The organism is Rhodococcus erythropolis NBRC 15567, assembly GCF_001552595.1.
Lineage (GTDB): Bacteria > Actinomycetota > Actinomycetes > Mycobacteriales > Mycobacteriaceae > Rhodococcus_F > Rhodococcus_F erythropolis.
This window is the reverse complement of record NZ_BCRM01000001.1, coordinates 365,351-378,986: the sequence shown is the minus strand read 5'-3', so window position 1 is coordinate 378,986 and position 13,636 is coordinate 365,351. Positions and strand designations below refer to the sequence as shown.

General features: G+C 61.5%; 13 protein-coding genes. 5 read left to right on the top strand and 8 right to left on the bottom strand.

Annotated features, from left to right (window positions below):
- Positions 1-16: 16 nt before the first annotated feature.
- The 3 genes from RE4_RS01760 to RE4_RS01750 are packed head-to-tail and all read right to left on the bottom strand — an operon-like array spanning position 17 to position 2,875.
- The gene (locus RE4_RS01760) at positions 17-1,036 is read right to left on the bottom strand and encodes an ABC transporter substrate-binding protein (RefSeq protein WP_060937874.1); all 1,020 of its coding nucleotides are present in this window, start codon (positions 1,034-1,036) and stop codon (positions 17-19) included.
- Positions 1,033-2,409, bottom strand: coding sequence for an MFS transporter (locus RE4_RS01755; RefSeq protein WP_060937873.1), 1,377 nt, complete (start codon positions 2,407-2,409; stop codon positions 1,033-1,035). Before RE4_RS01755 ends, RE4_RS01760 begins: the two co-directional genes overlap by 4 nt.
- Before the next feature lie 46 nt (positions 2,410-2,455).
- Entirely contained in the window at positions 2,456-2,875 is a 420-nt protein-coding gene (locus RE4_RS01750) for a MerR family transcriptional regulator (RefSeq protein ID WP_007729752.1), read from the bottom strand.
- A 132-nt stretch (positions 2,876-3,007) separates the two neighbouring features.
- Here RE4_RS01750 and RE4_RS01745 point away from each other — a divergent pair, with 132 nt between their 5' ends.
- From RE4_RS01745 to RE4_RS01735, 3 genes are all read left to right on the top strand, one after another.
- Positions 3,008-4,417 carry an ABC1 kinase family protein gene (locus tag RE4_RS01745; RefSeq protein ID WP_019745620.1) on the top strand — a complete coding sequence of 470 codons (1,410 nt, stop codon included), beginning with the start codon at positions 3,008-3,010 and terminating at the stop codon, positions 4,415-4,417.
- A gap of 77 nt (positions 4,418-4,494) precedes the next feature.
- Entirely contained in the window at positions 4,495-6,222 is a 1,728-nt protein-coding gene (locus RE4_RS01740; RefSeq protein WP_238076610.1) for a PucR family transcriptional regulator, read from the top strand.
- A gap of 79 nt (positions 6,223-6,301) precedes the next feature.
- Entirely contained in the window at positions 6,302-7,417 is a 1,116-nt protein-coding gene (locus RE4_RS01735; RefSeq protein ID WP_060937871.1) for an NDMA-dependent alcohol dehydrogenase, read from the top strand.
- A gap of 58 nt (positions 7,418-7,475) precedes the next feature.
- Here RE4_RS01735 and RE4_RS01730 read toward each other — a convergent pair whose 3' ends face one another.
- Positions 7,476-8,471: an alpha/beta hydrolase gene (locus RE4_RS01730; RefSeq protein ID WP_020971029.1), complete on the bottom strand. Its 996-nt coding sequence runs from the start codon at positions 8,469-8,471 to the stop codon at positions 7,476-7,478.
- Positions 8,472-8,672: 201 nt separating this feature from the next.
- Complete coding sequence (locus RE4_RS01725) at positions 8,673-9,263, bottom strand: GlcG/HbpS family heme-binding protein (RefSeq protein ID WP_020971030.1); 591 nt, start codon at positions 9,261-9,263, stop codon at positions 8,673-8,675.
- Positions 9,264-9,447: 184 nt separating this feature from the next.
- On the opposite strand from RE4_RS01725, the gene RE4_RS01720 reads away from it, so the two are divergent.
- Positions 9,448-10,617, top strand: a complete 1,170-nt coding sequence (locus RE4_RS01720; RefSeq protein WP_020971031.1) for a sensor histidine kinase — start codon at positions 9,448-9,450, stop codon at positions 10,615-10,617.
- Entirely contained in the window at positions 10,614-11,243 is a 630-nt protein-coding gene (locus tag RE4_RS01715) for a response regulator (RefSeq protein ID WP_019745626.1), read from the top strand. Before RE4_RS01720 ends, RE4_RS01715 begins: the two co-directional genes overlap by 4 nt.
- Before the next feature lie 20 nt (positions 11,244-11,263).
- Here the strand turns inward: RE4_RS01715 and catC are convergent, their stop codons facing one another.
- The 3 genes from catC to catA are packed head-to-tail and all read right to left on the bottom strand — an operon-like array spanning position 11,264 to position 13,549.
- Positions 11,264-11,545, bottom strand: coding sequence for a muconolactone Delta-isomerase (gene catC / locus RE4_RS01710; RefSeq protein ID WP_003940264.1), 282 nt, complete (start codon positions 11,543-11,545; stop codon positions 11,264-11,266).
- Between the two features lie 13 nt (positions 11,546-11,558).
- A complete protein-coding gene (locus RE4_RS01705; RefSeq protein WP_019745627.1) occupies positions 11,559-12,680 on the bottom strand; it encodes a muconate/chloromuconate family cycloisomerase in 1,122 nt (373 codons plus the stop codon).
- A gap of 29 nt (positions 12,681-12,709) precedes the next feature.
- Complete coding sequence (catA, locus tag RE4_RS01700) at positions 12,710-13,549, bottom strand: catechol 1,2-dioxygenase (RefSeq protein ID WP_021331787.1); 840 nt, start codon at positions 13,547-13,549, stop codon at positions 12,710-12,712.
- Between the last annotated feature and the right edge of the window lie 87 nt (positions 13,550-13,636).

Here is a 13,636-nt window from a genome sequence, read left to right as displayed (position 1 = left end):
GTAGACGACGCGGCGGTCAGGAATGTGAGAATGCCAGCAGCTGGTCAGCCAGATTGTTGTACGTACGGGCGATCCCGGCATAACTGAGCACGGGTTCCGGATTCCAGGTCCCGATCTTCCCCGCCTTCACCGCGGGCAAGTTGGACCACGCAGGATTGGTTCCGAGCGTATCCAGTTGCAAACTGGACGGGCGATCGTCGAGGAAGATCATGTCGGCCGGATAGTGGTCCGCCATCTCCCAAGCCAGTTTCTCGACGTAGACCGACGATCCCTCGGCCGGATCGACGACGGCAAGTCCCAATCCCGCCAGGTCTGCGAGGATCGGGAATCCCGAAAGACTGACACGAATCGTGTCCGGATCTGCGGAGGCGAACAAAACCTGTGAATTATTCAGCGAAGAAGCAACTTCGGAGATCCGCGCACGCGCAGCGTCGTAGTCTTTTCGCTGAGCCTCCATATCCTGGTCCGCTCCGAGTTCCACGGCCAGTTCCGCGATCTCTTGCACGGTTCGGTCGATGGTTCCTGCTGCCGTTTCCACGAACAGTACTGTCGACAAGCCTTTCACCGCATCCAAGTTCGCCTCGTCTAGTAGTGCCGAACCACGCAACTGAGGGACGATGACGACGTCCGGCTCCAGCGCAGCGATCTTCTCGAGTTCCACTTGTCCCCAGAGCTGCCCGACCATGTCGGTCTTCGAGAAATCCAAGTTGCCGGAGATGCTGGTGTCCGTTGATCCCGGTGATCGTGTCAGCGCCCCGAAAACACCGACAGGCACCAGTCCGTAATCCCAGAGAGCACCCGCGATACCGGTGTAGGTGACAAATGTCCTTGGCGGTGAATCCAATTCGATCAGGTTGCCGCGATCATCGGTGAAGGACCAGCCTGCATCGCCTTCACCCCCGCCGTCTGCGTCCGAACGCGAGCAACCGGCCGCTGCCAGCGCAGCAGCCAATCCTGCTGCAGCGCCGAGGAACCTGCGGCGATTCCAGTCCATCTCGAGACGCCGGTGCGGTCGTGGAGTGAACAGCGTGGTCATGTGTGTGCCCTTTCGGCGATTGTTTGAACTGTTGCAGGAGTTGACGAACGAGAAAAGAGAAGGATCGATACCAAACCCGTGAGCATTCCGACGCCGGCGCAGAAGACCAACGGCCACAGCAAGGCGAACTCGTCCGGACCGGCGAAGAGAGAGCCGCACAACGCAACTCCGACGGCAAGCCCGAATTGACGCGACGAGTTGGCTGTCGCCGAAGCTGTCCCGGCGCGCTCTGCCGGGGCGTCCGACATCGCGGCACCCGGCATCACCGGCGACACCATCGCGGAACCGACACCGGTCAGAATCAGCCCGGCGATCAGCGCGGGCCAGACCGGCTCGGCGAGGACGTACAGCATGGCCACGCAACCGATTCCGCAGAGGACCGTCCCGAATCCGAGCGACAGTCGAAGGTCGACTCGCTGAAGCCGTGATCCACACAGCGCCGACACGAAGACAAAAGCGAGCGGTTGAATCGAGAGCACGAGTGCGGCCGCCGATGCCGACAGTTCCAGCCCGTTCTGCAGCCACAATGAAAGGACTACGAGCGGGCCGTAGGCCGCGAGGTAGTACCCGAACGCAGCGACGAGGACGCCATCGAATTTCAGGGATCGGAACAATGCCGGATCGAGCATCGGACTGCTGCCTCGACGCTGCCAGGACACAAACGCCGTCAGTGCACCGATTGCGATCAGGAAGGCAAAAACTGTCGACGACGAAGCCCACCCGATGTCGCCGCCCCACGTCACGCCGAGAACCGCGGCAACGGCAGCGAGGGTGAACAAAACGATTCCGGCCCAGTCGATGTTGTCGTCGCCGCGCTCACTGTCGGCGAAACAGAACACAGCCATTGCGAGCGCTACTGCGGCCACGGGGATTCCGAAATAGAAGACCGCACGCCAGTCGAAGAACTGCGTCAGCAGTCCTCCCGCAACGTTCCCGATTCCCGCCGCCAATCCAGCGACGGCGCCCCACGCGGCAAAGGCGACGTGACGATCGCGGCCCGAATATGCGTCGCCGAGCAGAGGCAGGAGCGTCGCGAACATCGCCGCACCGGCAATTCCTTGCGCACCGCGAGCAACGACCAGAACCGTGACGTCCGGAGCAATCGCGCACACGGCCGTTGCAACCAGGAACACGACCAGTCCGCAGATGTAGAGGCGTTTACGTCCCCACGCATCGCCGAGTGCGCCCATGCCCACCAGAAGCGCAGCAAGAGCCAGCGTGTAGGCGTCGACGACCCAGGACATCGCGCCCGTACTGCCGTCCAAACCGACTGCGATGGCCGGCACTGCGATTGTCGTGATGGTGGCGTACGTCAGTAACAGGAAAGTTCCGATGCATGCGGCGATGAGCGGCAGCCATCGTCGTGCCGACATGGTCAACCTCCGGATAGGGCGGTAAGTGCGCCCTAACTATGAAGGTTCAAGTCAACTTGAAGTCAAGCGCCGCTTCGACGCGTATGTCGAGCTGCTCGAGCAACCACGGGCACTGCATCGGACGCTCTTGCCGACACGTCAGGTGATGCTCGAGAATCAGCTTCGCTCGCGTAGCAGCGGCGATCTGTGCCTCGAGTGTCGACACTTGATCTGCGAGAACCGTCGAGAACTGGTCGGACGTCGTGTCGGTTTCGATGAAGGACCGCACCTGTTCCAAGGACATTCCCGTCTCGGTGTACATCCGGATCAATGCCAGCCGGCGCAGCTCACGCTGCCCGTACCAGCGTTTGCCGCCAGTTCGCGACCGCGCGGACAGCAGTCCTTCATCCTCGTAGTAGCGCAAGGTCGACGCCGCAATTCCGAACGATTTTGCAACCTCGCCGATCGGGATCAAGTGCTCACGCATTCACCGATCGTAGGCTGAACGCGTAGGCGGTTCCGGCAGTTATGTGTGACTTGGCATACTGACTAACGGAAGGGGTCGCGTAAGTGATCTCACGGCAAAATGCTGGATGCGCTCGTAGAACGAGGGAGAGCTGTGCTGGATCCAACGCGACCTGTCGGGCCGTACTCGTCAGGAGTGCCCGCCACTGCCCTCGAAGTCCACATGCCGGACCTCGAACGCTTCGGCCTCGCCCAGTTGTGGCGTTCCGCGATCATCGCCGTCGTGTTGTCGACGTCGATCATGCTGGCACTGATCGTGTGGCCTTTCCGCAAGCGTGGACGCACGTGGGCTGACGCTGCATCCGACGGGATGGTCGACGGCTTCATCGCGCTGGGTCCCACCTTCGTCAAGCTCGGTCAACTGGTCGCGTCGTCGTCCGGCCTGTTCCCGGCCCCCGTCGCCAATGCATGCCTACGTTGCCTCGACGACGTTCCGTCATTTCCTGCCGAGCAGGCCAGAAGCGTCGTACACGAAGACCTCGGATACTCCGTAGACGACCTGTTCGCGAAATTCGACGACGTACCTCTCGCGGCCGCGTCGGTAGCGCAGGTACACGCGTGCGTTCTGCACGATGGCCGCGAGGCCGTCATCAAGATCCAGCGTCCGGACATCTATGCGCGGATGCTGATCGACCTGAGGGCGGCGTACTGGGGCGCGAACATCCTCGAGAAGTTTGTCGAGTTCCTTCGAATTGCCAATGCCACCGCCATCATTCGCGATCTGCACAACGCAACGATGACGGAGTTGAACAGCGCGGTCGAGGCCGACCGGCAGACCACATTCCGGAACAACATCAGCGCATTCGGTGACAACAAAGGAGTCACGACACCGGAGGTGTACTGGGACTACTGTGGTCCCCGCGTCATCTGTATGGAACGCATGCGCGGCGTTCCACTGGATCGGTTCGTCGCCGGTCCGGACGGCATCGACGAAGCCCGCATGCTGATCCGGCGCGGAGTGAAGGTCTGGCTCGAATCAGTCATCGTTCACGGTCCATTCCACGGAGATGTCCACGCGGGAAATTTGTGGGTCCTCGACGACGGCCGGATAGCGATGCTCGACTTCGGCATCGTCGGCGTCCTTCCCGAGACCTGGAGATCCATCCTTTCCGACATGTTCCGAGCCACCCTCATCGACGGTGATTTCGCCCGTGTCGCCCGCGGAATTCGATCCTTGGGATATGCAACTGACTACGAAGTCGACGACGATCAGCTCGGCATGCAGGTCGCAACGGCCCTGGCCCCGATTCTCGGCCGTGACCTCGGTGAACTCAAGCTCAGTGAATTGATCATGGCACTAATTCAGTTGGGCAAGCAGTGGGGTGTTGCGAGTCCCGAGGAATTGGTTCTTTTCGGTAAACAACTCGGATACTTCGAGCGATATGCGACGGCGTTGGCACCTGGTTGGGTGATCGGACAAGACCTTTATCTGTTCAAGAACGTTTTTCCAGAGGCAGTCGCCGAAAAGGTGCAGGAACTCGGCATCACCATGCCTGACGAATAAATTTGTCCCCTATTTCCTTATTCTGCATTTCGTCTGTCGGGGTTAGCCTGTAATGACCCACCGGCCGAGGAGCAAATGTGCAGCCACTTTCTGTAGCCCTCCCGCAAGCGTCGACAGGTCCGAGGAATAACGGGCCGAGTGTCGGCACCACCCTCGGCGCCCTCATGCATTCCACGGACAAGTCCGTGATCGAACTTCTGGAAAGCCCGGATGGACTCGATGTCGAAATCCGTTCGATCGCCCTCGTCGAGTCCTCCGATATCGACGGCACCGACAGCCGTGGTGCGATCTCCGACATCTACCTCCCCGTAGGGGTTCCCGAATCGACGTTGACGCAGTGGCTGCGAAAGTTCGAAGGCAGGCCGGCGAGGCGTCGCCCGAAGCTTCTGCTCGTCAAGAATGCGCGCGAGGCGACGACGGTTCTCACCGCCGCACGTAACATCGGGATCGCAGTGGCCGCGGTACATCCGCAGGCTAGTTCCGGGCACGTCTATTCGCTCGTACTACGGCTTCTGACACAGAGCATGTACCGTTCGCGGGCCGTCGCAGGAGCTGTGGCCGGTGGTGATTCGGATCTGTTCGCGCTCTCGGAAACGATCGCCGAATTGACTGGCGGACTCGTGACGATCGACGACACGGCACTCCATGTCATCGCATATTCCTCTGCTCACGAAGGCGAAGACGAACTCCGTCAGCTCTCCATACTCGGCCGGGAGTGGCCGATCGAATACACCGAATGGATAGAGAGCATAGGCGTGTTCGAGCATCTCAGGCGATCGGACGAGGTCATCAGTCTGCCCTCCGAGCCGAGCATCGGCGCCGCGCAGAGGCTGGCTGTGAGCATCACCCGCCCGGACCTGTCAGCGCCGACGGGTTCTGTTGCACACCAACACAATCTCGGCAGCATCTGGGTGCAGCGCACCTCTGAACCTCTTTCCCACGACGCCCAAGCGGTATTGCGGGGTGCAGCGGCGGTCGCCGCACGCATTCTCATGCGTACCTTGGACGCCTCCAGCCGCGAGAATGCCCAAGTGCAAAGGCTGTTCGGTGTTCGCTCCGGTGGGGTCGACATGCACTCGCTGGCCGGTTCTTTCGGCATCAACACCGACGGACCGTCTGCGGTCATCGGATTTGCGACATCACTCTCGCCCGGATCGAATCTCGATCGAATCACCAACGCCTTGCGCCTGCGCGCCAGCGCATTCCGCAGCGACGCGGTCACGACGATCATTGACAACCGGATCTACGTATTGTTCCCTCAGGCCGACCACGAGGTCGCTGTCAGCGACTGGGCTTACGACACCGTGCGAGTAGTCGAGGACCGTGCGGGCATCAGCGTGCGCGCCGCAGTCGCGGTCCCGATCGCGCGGTTGCACGGCGTACCCGAGGCGCGTCGAGAGGTGGACCGCGTGCTCGATACCACCGATGATCACGAAACCTCGAAGGTCACCACACTCGCGGCGTCACGCACCGCGGTATTGCTGGGCGAGATACTCGACCTCGTTGCTGATCACGAGCGATTGCGAGACCCTCGTATCGACAGACTCGTCTCCTACGACGACAAGAACGCCTCTGACATGCAGTTCACGCTCACGGCCTACCTGACAGCTTTCGGGGATGTGAAGAAGGCCGCCTCGTCTCTGAAAGTACATCCGAACACGCTGCGCTACCGCATTCGGCGCGCTGAACAGATCATGGGCATTTCGTTGGACGAACCGGACACACGACTGCTCACCGAACTGCAACTCGCCATCTTGGGACGAACCCCGGACGAATCCGAAAAATACGAAACGTCCGATCAGTGAGATGGGCCTCGAGCCCGTCCTGAACTCTCGAGTAGACAACTGAGGTAGCCGAAGAACAACTCTCACCTCAGGAGACAACTTGCGCACTCGTGGAGCCGTCATTCGCCAAGCACCAGGCACATACGAGGTGGTCGACCTCGAACTCGATTCACCCCGCAGCGGCGAACTCACTGTCAAGATGGTCGCCTCCGGCCTGTGCCACTCGGACGATCACATCGCCAGCGGCGACCACGGAGTCGGCCGCTATCCCATCTGCGGCGGACACGAAGGCTCCGGAATCGTCGTCGAGGTCGGGCCGAACACCGAAGGATGGTCCGAGGGCGATCATGTCGTGTTCTCATTCCTCGCCGCCTGCGGCCGCTGCCGTTGGTGCGCAAGCGGAATCCAGAACCTCTGCGACAACGGTGCTGCCATCATGACCGGCAGCAGGCCCGGCGAAACCTCTAGTTACAGAATGTCTCTCGACGGTCAGCCAGTCGCACAAACCTGCGGCCTGTCCACCTTCAGTGAATACACCACGGTCAGCACTCTCTCGGCCGTGAAAGTCGACAAGCACCTGTCGCTCGACGCTTTGTGTCTGCTCGGCTGCGGCGTCGGAACCGGTTGGGGCGCCGCGGTCAACTCCGCTCAGGTGTACCCCGGCCAGACCGTCATCGTCATGGGAGTCGGCGGAATCGGAATCAACGCGGTACAGGGCGCCTCGCATGCCGGCGCCGCCCACGTGATCGCGGTGGACCCGGTTGCGTTCAAGCGCGACAGTGCATTGAAATTGGGAGCGACCCATGCCGTGGCCACCATGGAGGAAGCCACGGACATCGCGCGCTCGTTCACCAACGGCCAGGGCGCGGATTCCGCCATCGTCACCGTCGGCGTCACCACCGGAGAACATGTCGCGCAGGCGTTCTCGTCAATCCGCAAGGCAGGAACTTGCGTCGTCACCGGTCTCGGGAAGATGACGGACATCGGCATTCCCGTGAGCCTGATGGAACTCACCTTGTACCAGAAGAGAATTCAAGGATCCTTGTTCGGCGCATCCAATCCCACTGCCGACATTCCCTGGATGATCGATCTCTATACCAGCGGCAAGCTCGAACTCGACGGACTCATCACCAACCGGTACACTCTCGACCAGATCAACGACGGTTTCGCCGACATGCATGCCGGTCGCAACCTCCGTGGAATCATCACCTTCTGAGCGAGTTCTCTCCGGACTTTCGATCGAGAGCAAGTCCGGAGAGATCCTCACTACAGCTTCACCAGGCGTTCATGGTGTCGAGGATTTGTCCTCTGGCCATCCACAATTCAGCAGACCAATACGGCCAGGAGTGAATCCCGGCGGGCGGAAAGCTGTACGTCGCTGGGATTCCCATGGATTTCAGACGAATTTCGAATGCACGCGCGTGCACCCACGAGAGCGCCTCCAGCCCCATACCTGTCGCCGTGTGGAAGTAATCGATCGGCGCAGACGGATGATCGTACGGTCCCGGGATGCCGTTGGACGACGAAATGTACATCGACAGTCCGCGAAGCGATTCCGCGTTGACGAACGGGTCGTTGCGAAGCCACCCGGATGACCACGGCGGGCCCCACATCGAATCGACGTTGTACCGGCCGGCGTCGAACATGGCTACGCGGATCGCCTCACGCATACCCGGGCCCGAGATATTGATGTAGCCGGACAGCGAGCCCGCGAACTTGAACTGATCCCGATGATGCCCCGCCAGGTTCAACGCGGCACTGCCGCCCATCGACAACCCGATGATCGCATTGTTGGTTGGTGAAACACCATACCCTGCAAGGAAGTCCGGAAGCTCGCGTGTGAGAAATGTTTCCCACCTGTACGTTATGGGCTGAGCATTGAAATTGGACGGCGCGTACCAGTCCGTGTAGAAACTCGACTCACCGCCGACCGGCATCACCAACGTGATGTTGTCGTTGCGGTACTGATCGAGTGCGTTGGTTTCGAAACTCCAAGCATTCCTGTCGTTTTGCGCGCGAAGACCGTCAAGTAGGTACAACGCGGCGTTGCCGCCCCGCGCGGCCCACTGCACCTGAACCTTGATGTTTCCCATCGAAGACGGGACCCACAACTCGTCGTAACCACCCCATGGCGCCGTGTGCGCCGGAGTAGCGCTCGCGGCGGTCGGACCGAACATGCCGCCGAGGAGGAAGATCGACAGCAACGCCGCTACGAGCACCCGCGCCCGCCGTGTATTGCGTTCGGGCAACCTGAATCTGATTCTCTGCAAGGTTGTGTCTTTCCCCGAAACTGCGCATCAAGAAACTCGCTTCGGTAAGTGCATCGTCGGTTCCACTGTCGACGTGTTTGTCCCTTTCCGGGGGCTCCGGTGTTACAAAGTCGAGGTCATCGCAACAATCGGACAACTGTCGTGCCGAGCGAATCCAGGTGGCGAAAAGCACAATTCACGAAGCACGCTGAATGCGCTCACTCAGCCGAGTGACGAAGCGATCGCATCACGACCTGCGGCAGCACACGTTTGGTCCTGCATTCCGTCCGGTGCACCACCGACACCGATGCCGGCGATCGACGCGGATCCAGCCTTCACAGTGACTCCACCTGCAAGGAAGAGAGTGCCGGGGAGGTCGGCGATGGTTGATCCCTCGCCTTTGGTACGCTGCGAGAGGTCACTGGTGTCGGCTCCGAAAGCTGCAGAGGTGTAAGCCTTCTCACGTGAGGCCTCCACCGTGTGCTGGGCTGCGTTGTCGCCGCGCACCATAGCGATGACGTTTCCGGCACGGTCGACGACGGAGACGGTGACAAATCCGAGCCCGTCCGCCCGGCATTTCGCCAGGGCCGCACCAGCAGCCTTCACTGCTGCGTCGGCGCTGAGTCGATTCTGAGTGACAATCGCCGAATCGCCGGTCGCAGCAGGCTGCTGCGTGGCAGAAATCGACGTCGTGCTCGATGCGTTCGCCACCGGTGTGTCGGTGGTCGAGCACGCGGCGCTGGCAAGGATTGCGACAACCGGAATGGCGACAGCGATCGTACGGGGAAGTCGTGTGTAAATGCGGTGGTTCATGTCGGGCACACTTTCAGTCGAATGGTTCGAAACCGTCCACTACAGCGTCGCGTCCCGGCGCGGGTGCGCACATCGGGCGCTCGGGTGACGGACCGTGCCCCGTCTGGTTGTGCAGATATCATCCGAATGGTTGATACGACGGCCTGGCGCCCTCCGTAATATTCGAGGGATGAGTAACGGAGCCATGAACGCCGACGCCGAACTCGGCCTGCGCGGCCCGTTGGCGTATGCGATCCACGCGTCGTTCTTCGTACTGCTGTCCACGTCAGGAGTCCGGTACGTCACAGTCCACGGGACCAGCGGTCGGTTCGGGGTGGTACTCGTCCTGGCCGTGGTCCTCGCCTTGCTCTACGCCGTCATGGCTACGGTGTCTTCGCGAGATGTGGTTCGCCAACGACTGTGGATGTGGCCGGTACTGAGCACCTGGGCAGCGCTGGTCTGGCTTGCGCCGAGTTTCGCGTGGTGTGCGTTCCCCGTTCTCTTCCTCTGTATTCGTCTGTACCCGAGCAAGATCGCCTACCCCCTCGTCGGGATCCTGGGCGTCCTCGCCGGAATCGCGTTCTACCGAGTCACCGGTCGTGCCGAATTGGTGACACTGCTCGGACCTCTGTGCACCGCGGCACTGGTCGCGGCAGCGTACGGGCAGATGGAACGAGATGCCCGAGAACGCCTTCGGCTTCTACGTCAGGTAGCAGAAGCGCAATCTGCATTGGCAGATACCGAACGTGCTGCCGGCGTTGCCGCTGAGCGAGAGCGCCTCGCGCGCGAAATCCACGACACCGTTACTCAGGGACTGGCGAGCGCTCTTCTACGACTCGAGGCAGCCGAACAAACTTGGAATACAACGGGTTCGCCGTCTCGAGCCGATGTCGATGCCGCAGCAGAGAACATCCGAACGAGCTTGATGCAGAGTCGCGACCTCGTCCACGATCTGGCACCGGCCAAGGGCGGTACGGGCGACTTCGACGCCTTGGTCGTGGCCGCCGCCCGCCAGTTCGTCCCGACCGTTCGGATCCGCACCGTCGGTGAAGCCGTCATCTTGCCCTCGGACGTAGCTCATGCCATCGTGCGAGTGGTCTCGAGCGCGTCCTCCAACATCGCCCGCCACGCTCGCGCCGAAACGGCGGGCGTGACGATCACGTATCTCGACGACTCCGTCTCCGTGGACATCTTCGACGACGGCGTCGGCTTCGATCCGGGAAAGCTCGCCGACCATTCTCGGTACGGTGGATACGGCCTACGTGCGATGCGAAGTCGCATCGCACAGCTCGGCGGATCGTTCACCGTGGAAAGTGCACCGGGAGACGGCACCGTCGTCGCGGCCCAGTTCCCTCTCGAACGGAGGATCCGGTGACCACCACCATTCGCGTGTTCCTCGTCGACGATCATCTGGTCGTGCGAGCCGGGCTGAGAGCGCTGCTGAACACTCAGCCGGACGTCGAAGTAGTCGGCGAAGCATCGTCCGGTGAGGGGGCGGCCACGGCGATACCGTCGGCCTCACCGGATCTGGTGATGATGGATCTGGACATGGGCACCGGCATGCACGGTGCAGAAGCGATCAAACGCTTGCGAAGCGACGGTGTCGATGTTCCCGTACTGGTTTTCACGACGTATGACACCGACGCCGACGTCGTGCGAGCCGTCGACGCCGGTGCCATCGGTTACCTACTCAAGGACTCAACGCCCGACGAGATCTTCGGCGCGGTGCGCGGCGCTGTAGCCGGGCGCAGCGTTCTCTCTCCCACTGTGGCCTCTCGTCTTGTCCAGCAGATGCAGCGCCCGCAGGAAGCGCTCACCGCCCGTGAGTCCGAACTGCTCAGCCTGCTCGCCGAGGGGATGACCAACCGCGAGCTGGGCAAGGCACTCTTCATCAGCGAAGCGACGGTGAAAACCCATCTTGGGCACATCTACGCCAAGCTCGGCGTCGATACCCGCTCTGCCGCAGTGTCCGTCGCATTGCGCCGCGACGGAATACGCTGACCCGCCCGCCCGCGCAGGCTCTACTTGATCGAAGATCCGTGCTGCGTCAACGGCATGACCTCGATGGTCATGTACGGGAACAGCGGGAGGTTCCAGAGAATCTCATGGAGTTCGTCAGCCGACTCGACGTCGAAGATGCTGATGTTGCTGAACTGTCCCACTATTCGCCACAGATGCACCCACTTTCCCTGTCGCTGAAGGTCTTGCGAGTACGCCTTCTCCGTTGCGACGGTATCGGCGCGTACTTCCGGATCCAGGTCGCGCGGAATATCGACGTCCATTCGAACGTGAAAGAGTGCCATGTTCTTCTATCCTCTAGTTCCTGGTCCAGGTTTTGACGGCGTCCATGTTGAGTTCGACTCCCAGGCCAGGTCCGGCGGGGAGGTGCAACTGACCCTCGGAATACTTCAGGGGTTCCTGAAGCAACTCTTCGCTGAAGAGCAGTGGGCCGAAAAGCTCTGTTCCGAAGTTGATTCCGGGCTCGGCGCACGCGAAGTGCAACGAAGCCGCGGTACCGATCGGACCCTCGATGGACGTCGCACCGTGGCACGCGATACCGGCGGCCTTGGCAATTGCGACGATGTCGCGGCTGCGCTGGAGGCCACCACACTTGGTGGTCTTGAGGGCGATGACATCGGCGGCGCTCCGGCGGGCGATTTCGAGAGCGTCGTGTGGGGTCTGCACACTCTCGTCGGCCATGATCGGAATCGGTAGTAGCCTGCTGAGTTCGGCGAGGACCTCGATTTGGTCTGCCGGAGTGGGCTGTTCGATCAGTTCGACTCCACCGTCTGCGAGTTGTGGCAGGTACCGCAGCGCCGTGAAACGATCCCACCGCGCGTTGACGTCGACGCGGACGCCGGCGTGGCCGTCGAGCGCCTGCGCGATGCTGACGATGCGCGCGACGTCGACCGCCGGGTCGAGTGCTCCCATTTTCAGTTTGAAGCTGAAATTGAGCCGGGATTCGAGCTTTTCGTGAGCTTCTTCGATGATCTCGTCCGCCGGCGCAGCACCCAGTGCCCACGTGACGTCGACACTCTCGCGGAAAGCCCCGCCGAGGAGCGTGTGCACGGGGACTCCCAGGCTACGTGCCCAGGCGTCGTGCAACGCCACGTCGACGGCGGCCTTCGCGAATCGTGCATTGGCAACAACTTTTTCGATGTCGGCCATGATCGCGGTGATCTGATCCACGCGCCTGCCGACCACCACCGGCGCGATGTACTTCTCGATGATGACCTGCATCGTCTCCACCGATTCGCCGCCCCACCACGGACCGCCCGGAACGACACCTTCGCCATATCCGATAACACCGTCGGATGTGCGAATCGCGACCAGCAACAACGGCTGCGCCGTCATCGACGTGGTGGCGAACTTGTGGGGGCGAACCAGCGGAACGTCGAGGATGGTCGTCTCGATGGAGACGATCGACAGGTCTGTCATCAAATCACTTTCTTTCGAACAGTTGTGGATCAGGCCGGGTCGAGCACGAAGTCGTACGTGACCCGGTTGATTCCATCGGCACCCGGCTTCGGATCGAGAATCAGTTCGGGCTTCGTGGCAGTTGCCACGTCGTTCTCGATCCACTCACCGTCCTTGAAATAGAGCTGGGTAGTGATCGTGCGCTTACCGGGAGCCTTCACCATGAGGTGCAGGTGCGCTGGACGCCACGGATGCCAGCCGGCCTTCTCGATGAACCAGCCGGTGGGGCCGTCGGTCGGGATCTGGTACGGCGCAGGCTGAATCGTGGTGATCTCGAAGCGCCCCTCACCATCGGCAACGATCGTTCCGCGGAGGTTACCGTCGGGGATGTGCGGCGCGAAATGGGAGTAGTAGCCCTCGTCGTCCGCATGCCACAGCTCGACGGTGGCCCCATCCAACCCGTTGCCGTCGAGATCGCGAACCTGGCCCTCGAAGACCAGCTTCGATCCAACCTCGTTGTCACGCATCGGAAGTTCACACTTGGATGGCAACGTCTTGGCGTCGGCGACGTAGTAGGGGCCCTCGATGCTTCCCTTGGTGCCGTGCTGGCCGCGGTACGCAACCTCCTCGACGTTGTGCTCGAGGAAGACGTCCAGCCACAGGGGCCACTCGCCGAACTGGCCGATGTCGATGAGCCACTGCTTGAGTACGCGGTACTCGGGGTAGGTGATGCCGTGCTTGTCGATGACGCCGGCAAGTGCCTCGAGCACGTCCTTGGCGATGGCCGAGACGCGCTCGGGCGGGGTGTCCGCGCTGACTCGTTCCTGGAGGAACTTGTCGGTGGCGGCCGTGCCCGAACCTACTGCGGTGGGGCTCTCGGAAGTGGTCATGTGGTCCTCCTCGGGGCCGTATGTGGCTGTTACCGGGTGGGTGCCGTACTGCTGGGCTGAGTCGGCTTCCCAAGTCTGTTTGTACGC

Bases quoted from the DNA above. Each gene is read 5' to 3' on its own strand.
- catA (WP_021331787.1), bottom strand. From the start codon at position 13,549: ATGACCACTTCCGAGAGCCCCACCGCAGTAGGTTCGGGCACGGCCGCC.
- RE4_RS01725 (WP_020971030.1), bottom strand. From the start codon at position 9,263: ATGAACCACCGCATTTACACACGACTTCCCCGTACGATCGCTGTCGCC.
- RE4_RS01720 (WP_020971031.1), top strand. From the start codon at position 9,448: ATGAACGCCGACGCCGAACTCGGCCTGCGCGGCCCGTTGGCGTATGCG.
- catC (WP_003940264.1), bottom strand. From the start codon at position 11,545: ATGGCACTCTTTCACGTTCGAATGGACGTCGATATTCCGCGCGACCTG.
- RE4_RS01705 (WP_019745627.1), bottom strand. From the start codon at position 12,680: ATGACAGACCTGTCGATCGTCTCCATCGAGACGACCATCCTCGACGTT.
- RE4_RS01755 (WP_060937873.1), bottom strand. From the start codon at position 2,409: ATGTCGGCACGACGATGGCTGCCGCTCATCGCCGCATGCATCGGAACT.
- RE4_RS01750 (WP_007729752.1), bottom strand. From the start codon at position 2,875: ATGCGTGAGCACTTGATCCCGATCGGCGAGGTTGCAAAATCGTTCGGA.
- RE4_RS01760 (WP_060937874.1), bottom strand. From the start codon at position 1,036: ATGACCACGCTGTTCACTCCACGACCGCACCGGCGTCTCGAGATGGAC.